13 protein-coding genes are annotated in these 14,795 nt (G+C 63.4%); 10 read left to right on the top strand and 3 right to left on the bottom strand.

The window, feature by feature from the left end; translation table 11 throughout:
- Positions 1-5: 5 nt before the first annotated feature.
- The 4 genes from HGP13_RS12035 (at position 6) to HGP13_RS12020 (ending at position 6,777) form a co-directional block, all read left to right on the top strand.
- A complete protein-coding gene (locus tag HGP13_RS12035; protein WP_172225214.1) occupies positions 6-1,916 on the top strand; it encodes an ATP-binding protein in 1,911 nt (636 codons plus the stop codon).
- Between the two features lie 258 nt (positions 1,917-2,174).
- Positions 2,175-3,473 (top strand): DUF6638 family protein, encoded by a 1,299-nt coding sequence (locus tag HGP13_RS12030; RefSeq protein WP_172225211.1) that lies wholly within the window; start codon positions 2,175-2,177, stop codon positions 3,471-3,473.
- A gap of 105 nt (positions 3,474-3,578) precedes the next feature.
- Positions 3,579-4,703, top strand: a complete 1,125-nt coding sequence (locus HGP13_RS12025) for a DUF2333 family protein (RefSeq protein WP_172225208.1) — start codon at positions 3,579-3,581, stop codon at positions 4,701-4,703.
- 394 nt (positions 4,704-5,097) lie between these two features.
- A complete protein-coding gene (locus HGP13_RS12020; protein WP_172225205.1) occupies positions 5,098-6,777 on the top strand; it encodes a formate--tetrahydrofolate ligase in 1,680 nt (559 codons plus the stop codon).
- A gap of 66 nt (positions 6,778-6,843) precedes the next feature.
- Here HGP13_RS12020 and HGP13_RS12015 read toward each other — a convergent pair whose 3' ends face one another.
- Positions 6,844-7,488 (bottom strand): cysteine hydrolase family protein, encoded by a 645-nt coding sequence (locus HGP13_RS12015; RefSeq protein WP_172225202.1) that lies wholly within the window; start codon positions 7,486-7,488, stop codon positions 6,844-6,846.
- Between the two features lie 127 nt (positions 7,489-7,615).
- On the opposite strand from HGP13_RS12015, the gene HGP13_RS12010 reads away from it, so the two are divergent.
- Complete coding sequence (locus HGP13_RS12010; RefSeq protein ID WP_172225199.1) at positions 7,616-8,602, top strand: helix-turn-helix domain-containing protein; 987 nt, start codon at positions 7,616-7,618, stop codon at positions 8,600-8,602.
- Here HGP13_RS12010 and HGP13_RS12005 read toward each other — a convergent pair.
- The gene (locus HGP13_RS12005; RefSeq protein WP_172225197.1) at positions 8,575-9,177 is read right to left on the bottom strand and encodes a sugar O-acetyltransferase; all 603 of its coding nucleotides are present in this window, start codon (positions 9,175-9,177) and stop codon (positions 8,575-8,577) included. The two genes, HGP13_RS12010 and HGP13_RS12005, sit on opposite strands and share 28 nt — an antisense overlap.
- Positions 9,178-9,317: 140 nt before the next feature.
- Between HGP13_RS12005 and HGP13_RS12000 the strand changes: the two genes are divergently transcribed.
- From HGP13_RS12000 to HGP13_RS11985, 4 genes are all read left to right on the top strand, one after another.
- Positions 9,318-9,779, top strand: coding sequence for a DUF4126 domain-containing protein (locus HGP13_RS12000; protein ID WP_172225194.1), 462 nt, complete (start codon positions 9,318-9,320; stop codon positions 9,777-9,779).
- Positions 9,776-11,152: an FAD-containing oxidoreductase gene (locus tag HGP13_RS11995; RefSeq protein WP_172225191.1), complete on the top strand. Its 1,377-nt coding sequence runs from the start codon at positions 9,776-9,778 to the stop codon at positions 11,150-11,152. The genes HGP13_RS12000 and HGP13_RS11995 overlap by 4 nt, the downstream gene beginning before the upstream one ends.
- A gap of 108 nt (positions 11,153-11,260) precedes the next feature.
- Positions 11,261-12,436, top strand: coding sequence for an MFS transporter (locus tag HGP13_RS11990; RefSeq protein WP_172225189.1), 1,176 nt, complete (start codon positions 11,261-11,263; stop codon positions 12,434-12,436).
- 278 nt (positions 12,437-12,714) lie between these two features.
- Entirely contained in the window at positions 12,715-13,770 is a 1,056-nt protein-coding gene (locus HGP13_RS11985) for a succinylglutamate desuccinylase/aspartoacylase family protein (RefSeq protein WP_172225186.1), read from the top strand.
- A gap of 1 nt (position 13,771) precedes the next feature.
- On the opposite strand, the gene HGP13_RS11980 is transcribed toward HGP13_RS11985, so the two are convergent.
- Positions 13,772-14,542 (bottom strand): isocitrate lyase/phosphoenolpyruvate mutase family protein, encoded by a 771-nt coding sequence (locus HGP13_RS11980; protein WP_172225183.1) that lies wholly within the window; start codon positions 14,540-14,542, stop codon positions 13,772-13,774.
- A gap of 69 nt (positions 14,543-14,611) precedes the next feature.
- Here HGP13_RS11980 and HGP13_RS38545 point away from each other — a divergent pair, with 69 nt between their 5' ends.
- Positions 14,612-14,737 (top strand): hypothetical protein, encoded by a 126-nt coding sequence (locus HGP13_RS38545; protein WP_281410993.1) that lies wholly within the window; start codon positions 14,612-14,614, stop codon positions 14,735-14,737.
- The last annotated feature ends 58 nt before the right edge of the window (positions 14,738-14,795 follow it).

Genomic DNA, 14,795 nt, shown 5'->3' with positions numbered 1-14,795 from the left:
TACACATGGACACCGGCCTGACCACCATCCCGGAAGCGGCAATCGAGAAGCACCGCGCCATGGCGCAGAGCTTCATCACCCGCATCGTTGTGCTGGAGGATCCGTCTCGCGAATCCGGCACGGCGCTGGCCGGCACCAACCGCCGCTTCGTCTCCACCGTCTCCGTCGGCTCGGTGCGCCGCACGCGCGAGGTGGAGCTGTCGAAAACCGTCGGCGCAGTCCATCCCGACGATCAGCTACTGACCATCGCCCAGCACACGCTTTTGTTTCGCGCCCGGCGCGGCACGGCGATTGCGCTGGCCGTATCGGACGTTTTTGCCGAAGGCTCCGATCTCGAAAGCCTGCAGGCGAGGAATGTCCGCGCACCGCTCGAGGGCGATGACGCGTCCACCTTCAAGAAGCTTCTGTCAGCCTCGGCTTACATTTCAGCCTTCAGCCTGGCGTCCTATCTGTTCCAGCTGATCGACAGCGACGGCGAAGCGCCCAACGACATCCCGGAGCCGGATTTCCTCTTCGACACGCCGCAGGATGCGGTGAAGTCGATCGTCGCCGGCCTCGATAAGGCCATCGCAGGTTCGGCCGACGACACCGACCTGATGACCAGGGCGCGCGCCTTCGCCCGTGTCGCTATAGACGGGCTGCTGGCCAGGAAAGGCCGCTTCGACGGCATCGGCCCGTTCGAGAATGCCCATATCCGCATCGATGCCGACGATTTCACCCTCGACGGCTTCGACGTGGCGCCGGGCAAGCGCTCCAAGCCGCTGGTGATGACCTTCAAGACACCGGAAGAGGTCGTCGGCAACCACATCGCCAAATACCAGTCGGTCAAGCTCGCCAAGATGCTGATGGCCTATGATTTCGAGCGCGAGCTGAACCCGTTCGTCGACCTCGGCGGCTTCCTGTTCACCTTCATCGGCGATGGCGCGCCCGGCACCGGCAAGACGACGCTGATCCAGATGATCGCCGGTCTGGTCAACGGCTACTGCCAGGTCGCCGGCTATCCCTTCGCCTACGAGAATTTCGGCGTCGACCAGATTTCGTCCTATCAGGGCAAGTCGGGTCAGAACTGCCGCCAGTTCATCAACAATGTGCTGAACCCGCGCGTCATCGGCTTCGGCACCATCGACGACATCGACCAGGTGGCCGCGCGCCGGTCGGACGATCGCGCCTCAGCCGGCCAGCAGGAGATTACCGGCGTGCTGATGGATGCCTTCGCCGGCGCCGCCACCGTCGTGCGCGGCAACTGCTCGTTCGGCATGTTCTCCAATTACCCCGAAAATGTCGACGACGCGCTGCGCCAGCGCGCCGGCGCCCGCTGGCTGGTCGACGGCCCGCAGACCCGCGACGACTATATCGACATCTTCGTGCTGCTGGCCGGCAAGAACCACGAGATCCCTCTGGGCGAGCACGAACTCTACGCCGCGCAGGAGATCCAGCGCGCCGTGACCGAGGCCTATGAGGAGCATGAGAAGCCGCAAGAGGACGGGCTGATGAAGGTCTACGAGCGCTACATGAAGGAGAATGGTGCGCCCAAGACCATGGCCGACATCGGCACCTATCTGCACCTGATCAAGGATGCCGAACCGCGCTTCACCGGCCGCGCCATCAAGAACGTCACCGACGCCATCAAGATGCGCGCCATGGACATCGAGCTGCCCGACGACTGGTTCGAGAAGCCGGAAGCCTTCATGCACAAGGGCTATGACGAGAAGAAAGCGATGATCGAGGAACTGCGCGGGCCGTTTTCGATGGACATGGTCATGCAGGAGATCAACCGCTACGCCGACAGCGAGTTCCGCTATTCCGACAAATCCGACGACGCCGCGGTGGAAAAACTGCTCCGCGATGCGCGCCTGCGCGAACGCGCCGCGCGCGAGATGGAGGAGATGAAGAAGAAGGGCAATTGGAATGCGTGAGGTGAGCCCGCCTTCCCTTCTCCCCTTGTGGGAGAAGGTGTCGCCAAAGGCGACGGATGAGGGGTGTTCCAGGGAACGCCAGCGTCTCACTCCGCTGGAACACCCCTCATCCGGCTCGGCGCTGTCGCGCCGATCCACCGCCCTGGGACGAGCCACGGGTCTCGCCCCGTCCTTCGGACCCCACAAGGGGAGAAGGAAGGCTCGCGCCCCTCATCCGCCCTTCGGGCACCTTCTCCCCGTGAACGGGGAGAAGGAAAGGTGAGCAAAAAACCCGACCTTCTGCGCGACAACGAACTGATCTATGGCCGGCTGCTGACCGTCGACGAGCCGCATCTGATCGATCGCTACAACAAGGCGCTGGCCGCGTTCGGCAAGAAGCCCACCAAGCTGAAAAGCTTCCAGATCGACCGCACCGGTTTCTCGCCCGAAGTGGCCGAGGAATGCGGCGACTACGATTATCTCGACCCTGACGAGGTCAATCGCCGCTTCATCATCCTGACGCCGTCGCAGATCGACCTGCCGGTGGTGCACACCGCCTTTTCCAACACCTCGCTGCTGATGTTCGAGTTCATGTCCAAGAACCAGCGCGCCATCGACGCGCTGACCATCAAGGACGTCATCTACGGCGAGATCGAGGATTCCGTGCCCAAGGTCAACGACATCGAGGACCTGCTGTCGATCAACCAGGTCGAGTTCAAGGTGCTGTCGGCGGAGGACGTGCTGGGCAAGGCCGCCGAACTCGGCAAGCTCGTCGACCGGCTGAAACAGGAGCCCGACGCCTGGCGCGACAATGCCATGCTGACCCGCATGGTGGAGCTGGCGAAGGTCTGCGGCGACATCAGAGAGAACGCGCTGGTGCCCGACCAGGTGATCTTCCGCCACAACGCTTACTGGACCAGCCATTTCGGCGGGCTTTACGTGTTCGTCGATCCCGACATGACGACGGTGATCAGCGACCCGGCTGCGCCTGGCTTCCGCCGTTCGCGGCCATGGCAGGTCAGCTATCTCTCGATCAACGACGCCGACAAGGTGTTCAAATTCCTGGCCAGCACCGGCCGCATCGAACTGCCCCGCGCCTCCTGGGTCGAAGCCTCGGGCTATCTCGAGCACAGGGCCGAGATGGTGGTGCGCGCGCTGATCCGCGACGCCGAGCCGGACCGTAATTTGACCGATGTCGACAAGGTCTGGCTGCAGACATGGATCCAAGGCCATGCCGACCTGATCACCAGTGACGGCAATTTCCCCTTCCTCAACGCCGCCAAGCGCGAGATCGCCCAACTCGGCCACCTCAAGATCGACGATGTCTTCCCGCAGCAGCGCTTCCTGGTGATCCGTGCCAAGCCGGACCATCCCGACGCCTGGCTGACCAACCGGCTGATCTCGGATTTCGTGCCGTCGGACTTCGTCTCGCGCTACATCTTCAACAAGGACGGCTTCTACAAGGACTATGACGGCTTCAGCGACGCCTGGCGATCGCATGTTGTGGACGTTCTGAAAACCACATATTTGAAGGACAAGGTGGCGTTTCGCACACGCCTCTACGGCCTGACTGACTAGAACGAAATGAACCGTCATTTCGTTCTAACTTGTTGTTTTGGCGCATGATGTTATCCAAAAAGTCTGCAACTTTTTGGCATCATGCCTTGATGGGGTGACACAGCCATGCTCGATCCGATTGTGAACTTCTTCACCCGGATTTTCCAATGGATCGGCCGCGGCATCGGCCTTTTGATCGGCGTCATTCTGTGGCCCTTCCTGTGGGCCGGCAGCTGGTACACGCAGCGCGGCTGGATCCTCAAGGCCGTGGTCGGCCTGGCCGTGCTGGTGCTGATCGGCCTCTACGCCAACTTCTTCTATGCCACGCAGTGGTGGAACAAATTCAACCCGAACTATCCTGACACCTATACGTTCGAGAAACGCAATGTTTCCGCCGGCGAACAGGTGGCTGCTGGCACCGGCACCGATACGGCAAAGACGTGCGGCAACTCCGGCATCGCCCAGGTGGCAGCCGACCTGACCGATTTCAACGTCAACCAGAATGCCTGGATCTCGTCGATGATCCTCTACAAGCTCGGCCTGTTCGGCATCGACTGGGACGACACGCCGTGGATGGACAACAAGGCCTCGTTCCAGCGTGGCATCAACCAGGCGGTGCGGCGCACGGCGACCGAGCTGGCCGACAATCTCGGCCGCGTGCGCACGACCTCGCAGATCGATGCCGACCTGCAGGATGCGCGCGGCAATCTGCAGTTCGACGAATACACCTGGTATTTCGGCGTCAGCCCGTTCGGCCCGAAGACACCGACGCCAAGCTATTATCGCGACGCGGTGCGCAAGCTGCGCTCGTTCAACGCACGGCTGGCCACTTGCCAGGCCACTTTCGATGCCCGCGCCGACAATCTGAAGCAGTATATCGACCGCATCGCGTCGGACATCGGCTCGACTTCCGCCATCCTCAAGGAGCGTGCCGAGAACCACAACAATGGCTGGTTCGACACCCGCGCCGACGATCGCTACTGGTTCGCTTATGGCCAGCTCTACGCCTATTACGGCCTGATGAAAGGCGCCCAGGCCGACTTCGAGGACGTCATCAAGGAAAAGCACCTGCAGAGCCTGTGGGACACGATGGACGCGCAATTCGTCTCGGCGCTGCGCATCCAGCCCTTCATCATCGCCAATGGCCGCGAGGACGGCTGGCTCCTGCCGACGCACCTGACGACGATGGGCTTCTACATCCTGCGCGTGCGCTCCAACATGGTCGAAATCAGCAACGTGCTGACGCAGTAACGCTGTTCAGCCGCAATGCATGTCGCCCAAAAGTGGTCCCGGTTTTGGGAGAACGACATGCATAATAACAAAAGGCTAAAGCGCGATGCGCTTTAGCCGGCCGATGGCGAATTTGCGCCGTCGCCTCTGTCGCATTCCGTGCATTGTGCGGCTGTTTTGAGACGGCGGAAGCGCCCTTGCTCTGGCTTCTATACGGCGCGGCAAGCGGAGCCGGAAAGAACCGAGGACAGGTCGGCCCGCCGCAGAGGAATTTTCTCTATAGGAAACATAGTTGCATGAAAGTTGACGCCACGGCAGCGACAGGGTTAGAACATGCCCGCGCGCCCGGTGCCAACATGCCTGCGAGTGAGATCAAACCCGTCCCCTCCACCGTTCAATCCAGAGGAAAGCCGTCATGGCCGAAGTGAAGTCCGACATTGAGATCGCGCGCGGCGCCAAGAAAAAGCAGATCCAGGAGATCGGCCAGAAGATCGGCATTCCAACCGAACATCTGCTGCCCTACGGCCACGACAAGGCCAAAATCTCCGCCGAATTCATCAAATCGGTGAAGGGCAACAAGGACGGCAAGCTGATCCTGGTCACCGCCATCAACCCGACCCCGGCCGGCGAAGGCAAGACCACCACCACCGTCGGCCTCGGCGATGGCCTCAACCGCATCGGCAAGAAGGCGATCGTCTGCATCCGCGAGGCTTCGCTTGGCCCGAACTTCGGCGTCAAGGGCGGTGCCGCCGGTGGCGGCTATGCGCAGGTCGTGCCGATGGAGGACATGAACCTCCACTTCACCGGCGACTTCCACGCCATCACCACCGCGCACAATCTGCTTTCGGCGCTGATCGACAACCACATCTACTGGGGCAATGAGCTCGGCATCGACACCCGCCGCGTTGTCTGGCGCCGCGTCATGGACATGAACGACCGGGCGCTGCGCGAAATCATCTGCTCGCTCGGCGGCGTCGCCAACGGCTTTCCGCGCGAGGCCGGCTTCGACATCACCGTCGCTTCGGAAGTCATGGCAATCCTGTGCCTGTCGAACGACCTGAAGGATCTGGAAAAGCGCCTCGGCGACATCATTGTCGCTTACCGCCGCGACAAGTCGCCGGTCTATGCCCGCGACCTCAAGGCCGACGGCGCCATGGCCGTGCTCTTGAAGGATGCCATGCAGCCCAACCTCGTGCAGACGCTGGAGAACAACCCGGCTTTCGTCCATGGCGGCCCGTTCGCCAACATCGCGCATGGCTGCAACTCGGTCGTCGCCACCACGACGGCGTTGAAGCTCGCCGACTACGTCGTCACCGAAGCCGGCTTTGGCGCCGACCTCGGTGCTGAGAAATTCTTCGACATCAAGTGCCGCAAGGCGGGCCTCAAGCCGGCAGCCGCCGTCATCGTCGCCACCGTGCGCGCCATGAAGATGAATGGTGGCGTCAAGAAGGAAGACCTCGGCAAGGAAAACGTCGAGGCGGTGAAGAAGGGCTGCGCCAATCTCGGCCGCCACATCGAAAACATCAGGCAGTTCGGCGTGCCGGCAGTGGTTGCCATCAACCACTTCTATTCCGACACCGACGCCGAGATCCAGGCGATGAAGGACTATGTCGCCTCGATGGGTGAAGAAGCGATCCTGTGCAAGCATTGGGCCCACGGCTCGGCTGGCATCGAGGATCTCGCCAACAAGGTGGTGGCGCTGGCCGAATCCGGTGCCTCGCAGTTCGCGCCGCTTTATCCCGATGCGATGCCGCTGTTCGAGAAGATCAACACCATCGTCCAGCGCATCTATCGCGGCTCGGAAGCGATCGCCGACAAGTCGGTGCGCGACCAGCTCAAGGCCTGGGAAGACGCCGGCTACGGCAATCTGCCGGTCTGCATGGCCAAGACCCAGTATTCCTTCTCGACCGACCCGAACCTTCGCGGCGCGCCGACCGGCCACACCGTGCCGGTGCGCGAAGTCAGGCTTTCGGCGGGCGCCGGCTTCGTCGTCATCATCTGCGGCGAGGTCATGACCATGCCCGGCCTGCCCAAGGCACCTTCCTCGGAAAAGATCTTCCTCAACGAGGCCGGCCAGATCGAAGGCCTGTTCTAATCTTTTGTCCCTACAAACAAAAAGGGCGCCGCATCAATGCGGCGCCCTTTGCTTTTGCGTAGATGATTATGCCGCGCTGCGCGCCAGCGCCCGCTGGTTGGACGCATAGATCGTGTCGCGCTCCGGCAAGGCGCCGGTCTTCAGACACTCTACCCATTCGGCGGTCTTGAGCACCGCCGCAAAGCGCGACTGCAGGACGATCGTGACCACGCGGTGGATTTCCTCGGCCGAAGCATAACCGGCGCTGTTGGCGTAAGGCGCCGAGCCGGTCGCATCGGAGAGGAACTCGACGGCAAAGCCCATATGCACGGCATGGATGATGGTCGACAGGTCGCAATTATGCGTCATGTAGCCGACAACCGTGATCGTATCGATGGCGTTGGCGCGCAGCCACGCCTCGAGGTCAGTGCCGGTGAAGGCGGAGGGCAGCATCTTCTCGACATAGTGGTCGCGATTGCGCCTGGCGATCTCCGGATGCAATTCGCCGCCGTGACTCCCCCTGGCGAAGATCGGCGAGGTCTCGGGAGCCATCTGCTTGACCACCACTACCTTGATGCCGGCGGCCGCCGCGGCATCCATGGCGCGTGCCACATTGACGACGCTGTCGCGGAACGGCGAATGCTGGATGGCCAGATTGCCGCCATCATAATCGTTCTGGACGTCGACGACGATCAGCGCCCGGCGCGGCGTGGTGTTGGCTGGGTCAGACATGGTGTTTTCCTTTCCGGCTTGACTGCGATGGGTGGAAAATAGACCGATCGGCAAGTGGCCAAAAGTGGCCCAATTGACATCGATCGAAAGAATTGGGACAATCCGCATTCACCCTTGGAAACTGCCCATGACCGCCCCGATCATTGCCGTCCTCGCCTTCGACGGCATCAGCCCGTTCCATCTCTCCGTGCCTTGCCTGGTATTCGCGGAGGACAGGACATCGCTCGGTCTGCCGCGCTTCGAGTTCCGCATCTGCGCGGTCAAGGCCGGCCCGATCCAGACCGAGGCCGGGATGACGATTGCCGCGCCGCATGGGCTGAGAGGGCTCGACGGCGCCGACATCGTCATCATCCCTAGCTGGCATCATCTCGGCGAGCAGCCGTCGGCGCTGCTGATGGCGGCGCTGCGCCAAGCGCACCAGCGCGGTGCCTTGATCGTCGGCCTGTGCCTTGGCACCTTTGCCATTGCCGCGGCCGGCCTGCTCTCCGGACGCACTGCCGCGACGCACTGGGCCTATGCCGAGCAGTTGCAGGAACTCCATCCCGACATCAAGGTCGACCCCACCGTGCTTTATGTCGACAATGGCGATGTCGTGACCTCGGCCGGTGTCGCCGCCGGCCTCGATTGCTGCCTCCACATCGTGCGCGCCCGCTATGGCGCGGAGGCAGCACTGCGGCTTGCCCGCCAGATCGTCCTGTCCCCGCACCGCCAGGGCGGACAGGCGCAGTTCATCGAACGTCCCGTGGCAAAAGGCGCCAACGCCGACCGCTTCAGCCAGGCGCTTGACGCGGTGCGCGCGACACTCGGCGAAACGCACAGCCTCGACAGCGTCGCCGAGACCGCCGGCCTGACCCGGCGCAGCTTCACCCGCCGCTTCCAGAAATCCATCGGCACCAGTTTCGGTGACTGGCTGACCAGCCAGCGCATCGAACTGGCGCAACGGTTGCTGGAAGCCACGGAAAAATCCATGGACATCGTGGCCTTCGAAGCAGGCTTCGGCAGCGCCACCTCGCTGCGCCAGCATTTCGCCGCAAGGCTTCGGACATCGCCGGTGCAATACCGACGGGAATTCTCCCGGCGGGTAGATCAGAACGAACGGGTGGCGCAGGCCTGATCGCTTGCGACGAGAACTCTGCCGTGCCTAACCGCCCGCGCCGGATTGCCGACCACCGTTGTGTTCGCAGGCACATCGCGCGTCACCACCGCGCCGGCGCCGACGATGGCGCCCTCGCCGACGCTGACGCCGCCAAGGATGACGGCGCTGCCGCCGATCCAGGCATTGGCGCCGATCTCCACCGGTCTGGCGATCTCCAGTCCGGCTTGCCGGCCCGCAGCCTCCTTGTGATGCTCGGCGCAGTAGATCTGCACATTGGGGCCGAGCAGCGTTCCCTTGCCGATGCGCACACTTGCCGTATCGAGGATGGTGCAGCCGGCATTGAGAAAAACATTGTCGCCGAGAAAGACGTTGAAGCCATAGGCGCAGTGGAACGGCGCCTCGACGCGGGCGCCCTCGCCCACGCCGCCGAGCAATGCCTTCAAGCCTGGCCCGAGAGTGCCGCGCTGCCGCGGCGGCAATGAATTGTGCTCGAACACCGCGTCGCGCGCCGTGACGCGCAAGGCCTCCAACTCGTCATCGAGGCAAGAGTACCATTCGCCGGCCGCCATCTTCGTGCGCTCGCTTCCAGCCATGGCGGGTCTCCAATTGACGTCATTGCAAAGCATAGTTGCGGCCAGGAGAAAAGCGCCAATCCAAGTACTGGTCAAATATCGGACCTATGGTAGCCTGCCGTCTCAAGGCCGTCCTGGCCCGGGATCGAGGGGGGGGCAACATGCTCTATGTTCTTGCACTTCTGATCGGCGTCATTGCCGGCCTGCGCGCCATGACGGCGCCGGCCGCGGTCGCCTGGGGCGCCTATCTCGGCTGGCTGCCGGTTGCCGGCACCTGGGCAAGCTTCATGAGCCATTGGGCCGCCGTCGGCATCTTCACCATCCTCGCTATCGTCGAGCTGGTCACCGACCAGCTGCCGTCGACGCCAAGCCGTAAAGTGCCGCAGCAATTCGGCGCCCGCATCCTTCTCGGTGCCTTCAGCGGCGCGGTGATCGGCGCCACTGGTGGCGCCACCATGGGCGGCCTGATCGCCGGTGCCATCGGCGCGGTCATCGGCACGCTGGGCGGTGCCGAAGCGCGCGGCCGGCTCGCGGCCGCCTTAGGCAATGATCCGCCCGCCGCCTTCATCGAGGACGTGGTGGCGATCATCGGCGGCCTGCTGATCGTGGCCGCAGTGGCATGACGGCAAAAACCTACGATGCCATCATCATCGGCGCAGGACAGGCCGGCACACCGCTCGCCGGCCGCCTGAACGCAGCCGGCATGAGCGTGGCGCTGATCGAGCGCAAGCTGGTCGGCGGCACCTGCGTCAACACCGGCTGCATCCCCACCAAGACGATGGTCGCCAGCGCCTATGCCGCGCATCTGGCGCGGCGCGCCGCCGACTATGGTGTGACGCTCTCCGGCCCCGTCGGCGTCGACTATGCCAAGATCAAAGCGCGCAAGGACAAGGTTTCGGGCGCCTCCCGCACCGGGTTGGAAAGCTGGATCGCCGGCATGGACAAATGCACGCTTTACCGCGGCCATGCGCGCTTCGAATCCGCCAATACCGTGCGCGTCGGCGATGACCTCCTGACCGCCGAAAGGATCTTCCTCAACACCGGCGGCCGCGCCTCGGTGCCCGACCTGCCCGGCATACATGACATCGACTATCTGACCAACTCTTCGATGATGGATCTCGACGTGCTGCCGCGCCATTTGATTGTCGTCGGCGGCAGCTATATCTCGCTCGAATTCGCGCAGATGTTCCGCCGCTTCGGCTCGGACGTCACCGTCATCGAGAAGAGCCCGCGCCTGACCGGCCGCGAGGACGAGGACGTCTCGGCCACCATCCTGTCCATTCTCGAAAACGAAGGCATCGCGGTCCGTCTCGCCGCCGACGACATCGGCTTCGCCAAACAAGGTAACGACATCGCCGTAACCTTCTCGGCCGGCAAACCGCCCGCGGTCGGCTCGCATGTGTTGCTGGCGCTGGGACGCACTCCCAACACCGACGATCTCGGCCTCGATAAGGCCGGCGTCGAAATCGACAAGCGCGGCTTCGTTATTGTCGACGATCAGCTGCGCACCAACGTGCCCGGCATCTGGGCGATGGGCGACTGCAACGGCAAGGGCGCCTTCACCCACACCTCCTACAACGACTACGAAATCGTTGCCGCCAATCTGCTCGACAATGATCCGCGCAAGGTGAGCGACCGCATCGAGGCCTACGCGCTCTACATCGACCCACCGCTCGGCCGCTGCGGCATGACCGAGGCGGCGGTGAAGAAATCCGGACGCCGCGCGCTGGTCGGCCAGCGGCCGATGACGCGTGTCGGCCGCGCCGTCGAAAAGGGCGAGACGCAAGGCTTCATGAAGATCCTCGTCGATGCCGACACCAGGGAAATCCTCGGCTGTTCGGTGCTCGGCCCCGGCGGCGACGAGGCGGTGCATTGCGTGCTCGATTTGATGTACGCCAAGGCGCCGGTCGACACGCTGGCGCGCGCAGTGCACATCCATCCCACCGTCTCGGAACTGCTGCCCACGATTGCGCAGGAGTTGAAGCCGCTGGCCTGACACTTCGAGCTCTGGACTTTCTGCATCGGTGCATTGCAGCAATGTGCATTGCGCATAGCTCAACTCCTCGCGCAATCTCTGGATTGAACCGATTCAGTCTGGACGCCCATGCCTTTGCCGATCCTTGCGCTTGCCATTGCGTCCTTCTGCATCGGCACCACCGAATTCGTCATCATGGGCCTGCTGCCCGAAGTCGCCGCCGACCTCGGCGTGTCGATCCCTTCGGCAGGCCTGCTGGTCACCGGCTATGCGCTCGGTGTCGTCTTCGGCGCGCCGATCGTCGCCATGGCCACCGCGCATCTGCCGCGCAAGCCTGTGCTGGTCGGGCTGACAGCTTCATTCGTCGTCGGCAATCTGTTCTGCGCCGTCGCGCCTGACTATTGGACGCTGATGGCCGCGCGCGTCTTCACCGCTTTTGGCCACGGCGCGTTCTTCGGCATCGGCTCGGTCGTTGCGGCCAGCCTGGTGCCGCGCAACAAGCGCGCCAGCGCCATGGCGCTGATGTTTGCCGGACTTACGCTTTCCAACATTCTGGGCGTTCCTGCCGGCACCGCCCTTGGCGAAGCTTTCGGCTGGCGCTCCACCTTCATCGCCGTGGTCGGCATCGGCCTGATCTCAGTCGCGGCCATCGCCTGGCTGGTGCCGTCCGATGTCGCCGAGCCGAGCGGCGGCGGCCTTCGCGGCGAGTTGCGGGTGCTGGGCAAATTGCAGGTCTGGCTGGCTATGCTGATCGCCGCCCTCTCCTCGGCCAGCCTGTTTGCCGTCTTCACCTACATAAAACCCTACCTCACCGAAGTGTCCGACCTGTCGACCTCGGCGGTTACCTGGGTGCTGCTGCTGTTCGGCGCCGGCATGACCATCGGCAACATCATCGGCGGCCGGCTGGCCGACTGGAAGCTGATGCCGACCGTCATCGGCACGCTGCTGCTGATGGCGGTCCTGTTCGTCGGCTTCATGCAGTTCGGTGCCATTGCCAGCGTCGCCATCAGCATCGTCTTCCTCTGGGGCCTGCTGATCTTCGTCGTCGTGCCGCCGCTGCAGATCCGCGTCGTCGAGGCCGCTTCCGAAGGACCAAACCTTGCCGCCACGCTCAACCAGGGCGCCTTCAATGTCGGCAATGCCAGCGGCGCCTGGATCGGCGGCGTAGCCCTTTCGGCTGGCGTTTCCTACGCCCACCTGCCGCTGGTCGGCGCGGTGCTCGCCTTGCTGGCGGTTACCGTCGCAGCGCTGTCGCAAGCGCTCGACCGGCGGGCACCTGTCCCGCTTCAGGCTGCCGCAGAGTAACTGCCTGTCGCCCAAAAGCATGCCCACGGGCTTGACCCGAGGGTGCGCAGCGGTTTTGGGGCAACGACGTGCAGCAAGGCAAAAGACCACCCTTGCGCCCATAGCGTGGGCGGGCTGGACCAATCGACATCGGTACTCTCAAATGGGCATGTCTTCTTGCTTCAAAGCAATTCCAGGAAAAGTGTGAAACGGTTTTCCGTCCGGAATTGCCATAAATTAAAGGACTGGAGCGGTTCGAAGTTTCCATGAAACGGTGAACTGCTCCAATGGAGGAAGTCATGCAGAAATCGATCGAACGCATTCCCGGTGACAGCGAAGGCGTTTCCTACGAATTCCCGGTGTTCCGCTTCGCCGGTAGCGACAAGGCGGCATCCTCTGCCTATCTGCAGGCCGCCCTCCATGCCGGCGAACTGCCGGGCGTCGTCGCCATCGACGCGCTGATGCCGATGCTGAACAAGGCCGCGGTCGAGGGCCGCATCAAGGGCAACATCACCATCGTGCCCTGGGCCAACCCGATCGGCCGCGCGCAATATCATTTCGGCGAGCACCAGGGCCGCTTTCACCTGGGCACCCGCACCAATTTCAACCGCGCCTTTCCGCTGCTTGCCAAGCCCGATGCCAAGCTCTTGCCTGACACCGCCCTTGGCGGCGCCGACCAGCGGCTGAAGTCACGCCTGGTGCAGTTGTCGCTCGGTCACGACATCGTGCTCGACCTGCACTGCGACGACGAAGGCCTTGCCTATCTCTACATTCACACCAGCCTGTGGCCGGCCATGGCCGATTGCGCCGCCGCCATGGGCGTCGATGCGGTCGTGCTGTGGAGCGAGGACACCGACGGCACCTTCGAGGGCGCCTCGATCATGCCCTATCAGAACGTTCCCGCCGATGTGGCGAAGTTCGACCGCCGCGTCGCCACCACGGTCGAATATCGCGGTATCCTCGATGTCGATGGCGCGCTCGCCACCGCCGATGCCGAAGGCCTCTATCGGCTGCTGGTGGCGCGCGGCGTGATCGCAGACAGCGCGCTGCCCGCGCCCGGCCCGTTCAAGGGCGTCGTCGCCCCCTTGGAAAACATCGACATGATGCCCGCCCCCCGGGCTGGCGCTGTCCTCTATGACGTAAAGCCCGGCGACCGCGTCGCCCGAGGCGATCGCCTTGCCACCGTCGTCCATGCGCCGGGCGAAGCCGATGGCCGCGCGGAAGTGTTCGCGCCGCAGGACGGCATCATCCTGACCCGCCGCTCGCGCCGCATCATCCGCGCCGGCGAGGACCTTCTGAAACTGGTCGGCGACAGGAAGAGCGCCGATGCAAGATCAGGGACGCTCGAGGATTGACCTAACCCGAGATCGCCAGCCGCGCCTTGGCCTCCAGCCATTCGGCCATCTGCCGGTACGGCACAGGACCATGGCTGATGCGGGCGACGCCGAGTTCGGCCAACCGCTGGCGCGGCGGCACATGCGCCAACGCGATGATGTTGACCGGCAGGTTCGTCGACTTGCAGAGCGTCTCGATCAAGCCCTCGTCGCCAAGACCCGGCGCGAAAAAGCCATTCGCTCCGGCCTTTTCATATGCCTGCGCCCGCTCGATGGCCTGGTCGAGCAACACGTCGTCATGCGCATCCGGCTTGGCCTTGAGGAAGATGTCGGTTCTGGCGTTGATAAACGCCGGTATGCCGCAAGCCTTTACCGCAGCGGCGGCGGCTTCGATGCGCTCTACCTGGACATCGATGTCGTGCAGGCCGCTGCCGCCGACGATCTGGTCTTCGCAATTGAAACCGATGGCGCCGGCGCGCAACGCCGACGTCACCGTGCGAGCAACGAATTCCGGATCGACGCCGTAACCGCCTTCGAGGTCCATGGTCACCGGCAGGTCGACCGCCGCCACGATGCGCTTGATGTTGTCGAGCGCCAGTTCCAGCGGGATCTTCTCGCCATCGGCATAGCCAAAGGCGGCCGCCACCGGCCAGCTTCCGGTGGCGATGGCCTTGGCGCCCGCCTTCTCGACGATCTTGGCCGAGCCCGGGTCCCAGGCATTGTAGAGAACGATCGGGTTGCCCTTGACGTGAAGGGAATGGAACGTCCGCGCACGCTCGGCCTGTTCGGTCATTGTTGCTTTCCCGTCTTCATGGTGTTGGCTATCCAGCCTAGTCGGGGCCTCCGGCTCTGGCGATATGCCATGAGCCTGACAAGCGGCGGCCACCGAACAGACTTTTCAAACCTGTTGCGCATCCCGCTTTTCGCCGCTATGGATTTCGCCATGAACATGCGTTCGACCAAGACCATTTGGTGGTGGGCCTGCTGACAGCGGCCTGTTCGAACGCGCGTGCGTGAAAAGAGAGGGTGGCCGCAACGGAAAGTCC

The organism is Mesorhizobium sp. NZP2077 (assembly GCF_013170805.1).
Lineage (GTDB): Bacteria > Pseudomonadota > Alphaproteobacteria > Rhizobiales > Rhizobiaceae > Mesorhizobium.
The sequence above is the reverse complement of the archived record's forward strand: the minus strand, read 5'-3'. Positions and strand labels throughout refer to the sequence as shown.

Coding starts and splice junctions, on each gene's coding strand:
- HGP13_RS12035 (WP_172225214.1), top strand. CDS start 6: ATGGACACCGGCCTGACCACCATCCCGGAAGCGGCAATCGAGAAGCAC.
- HGP13_RS12025 (WP_172225208.1), top strand. CDS start 3,579: ATGCTCGATCCGATTGTGAACTTCTTCACCCGGATTTTCCAATGGATC.
- HGP13_RS12020 (WP_172225205.1), top strand. CDS start 5,098: ATGGCCGAAGTGAAGTCCGACATTGAGATCGCGCGCGGCGCCAAGAAA.
- HGP13_RS12015 (WP_172225202.1), bottom strand. CDS start 7,488: ATGTCTGACCCAGCCAACACCACGCCGCGCCGGGCGCTGATCGTCGTC.
- HGP13_RS12010 (WP_172225199.1), top strand. CDS start 7,616: ATGACCGCCCCGATCATTGCCGTCCTCGCCTTCGACGGCATCAGCCCG.
- HGP13_RS12005 (WP_172225197.1), bottom strand. CDS start 9,177: ATGGCTGGAAGCGAGCGCACGAAGATGGCGGCCGGCGAATGGTACTCT.
- HGP13_RS12000 (WP_172225194.1), top strand. CDS start 9,318: ATGCTCTATGTTCTTGCACTTCTGATCGGCGTCATTGCCGGCCTGCGC.
- HGP13_RS11995 (WP_172225191.1), top strand. CDS start 9,776: ATGACGGCAAAAACCTACGATGCCATCATCATCGGCGCAGGACAGGCC.
- HGP13_RS11990 (WP_172225189.1), top strand. CDS start 11,261: ATGCCTTTGCCGATCCTTGCGCTTGCCATTGCGTCCTTCTGCATCGGC.
- HGP13_RS11985 (WP_172225186.1), top strand. CDS start 12,715: ATGCAGAAATCGATCGAACGCATTCCCGGTGACAGCGAAGGCGTTTCC.
- HGP13_RS11980 (WP_172225183.1), bottom strand. CDS start 14,542: ATGACCGAACAGGCCGAGCGTGCGCGGACGTTCCATTCCCTTCACGTC.
- HGP13_RS38545 (WP_281410993.1), top strand. CDS start 14,612: ATGAGCCTGACAAGCGGCGGCCACCGAACAGACTTTTCAAACCTGTTG.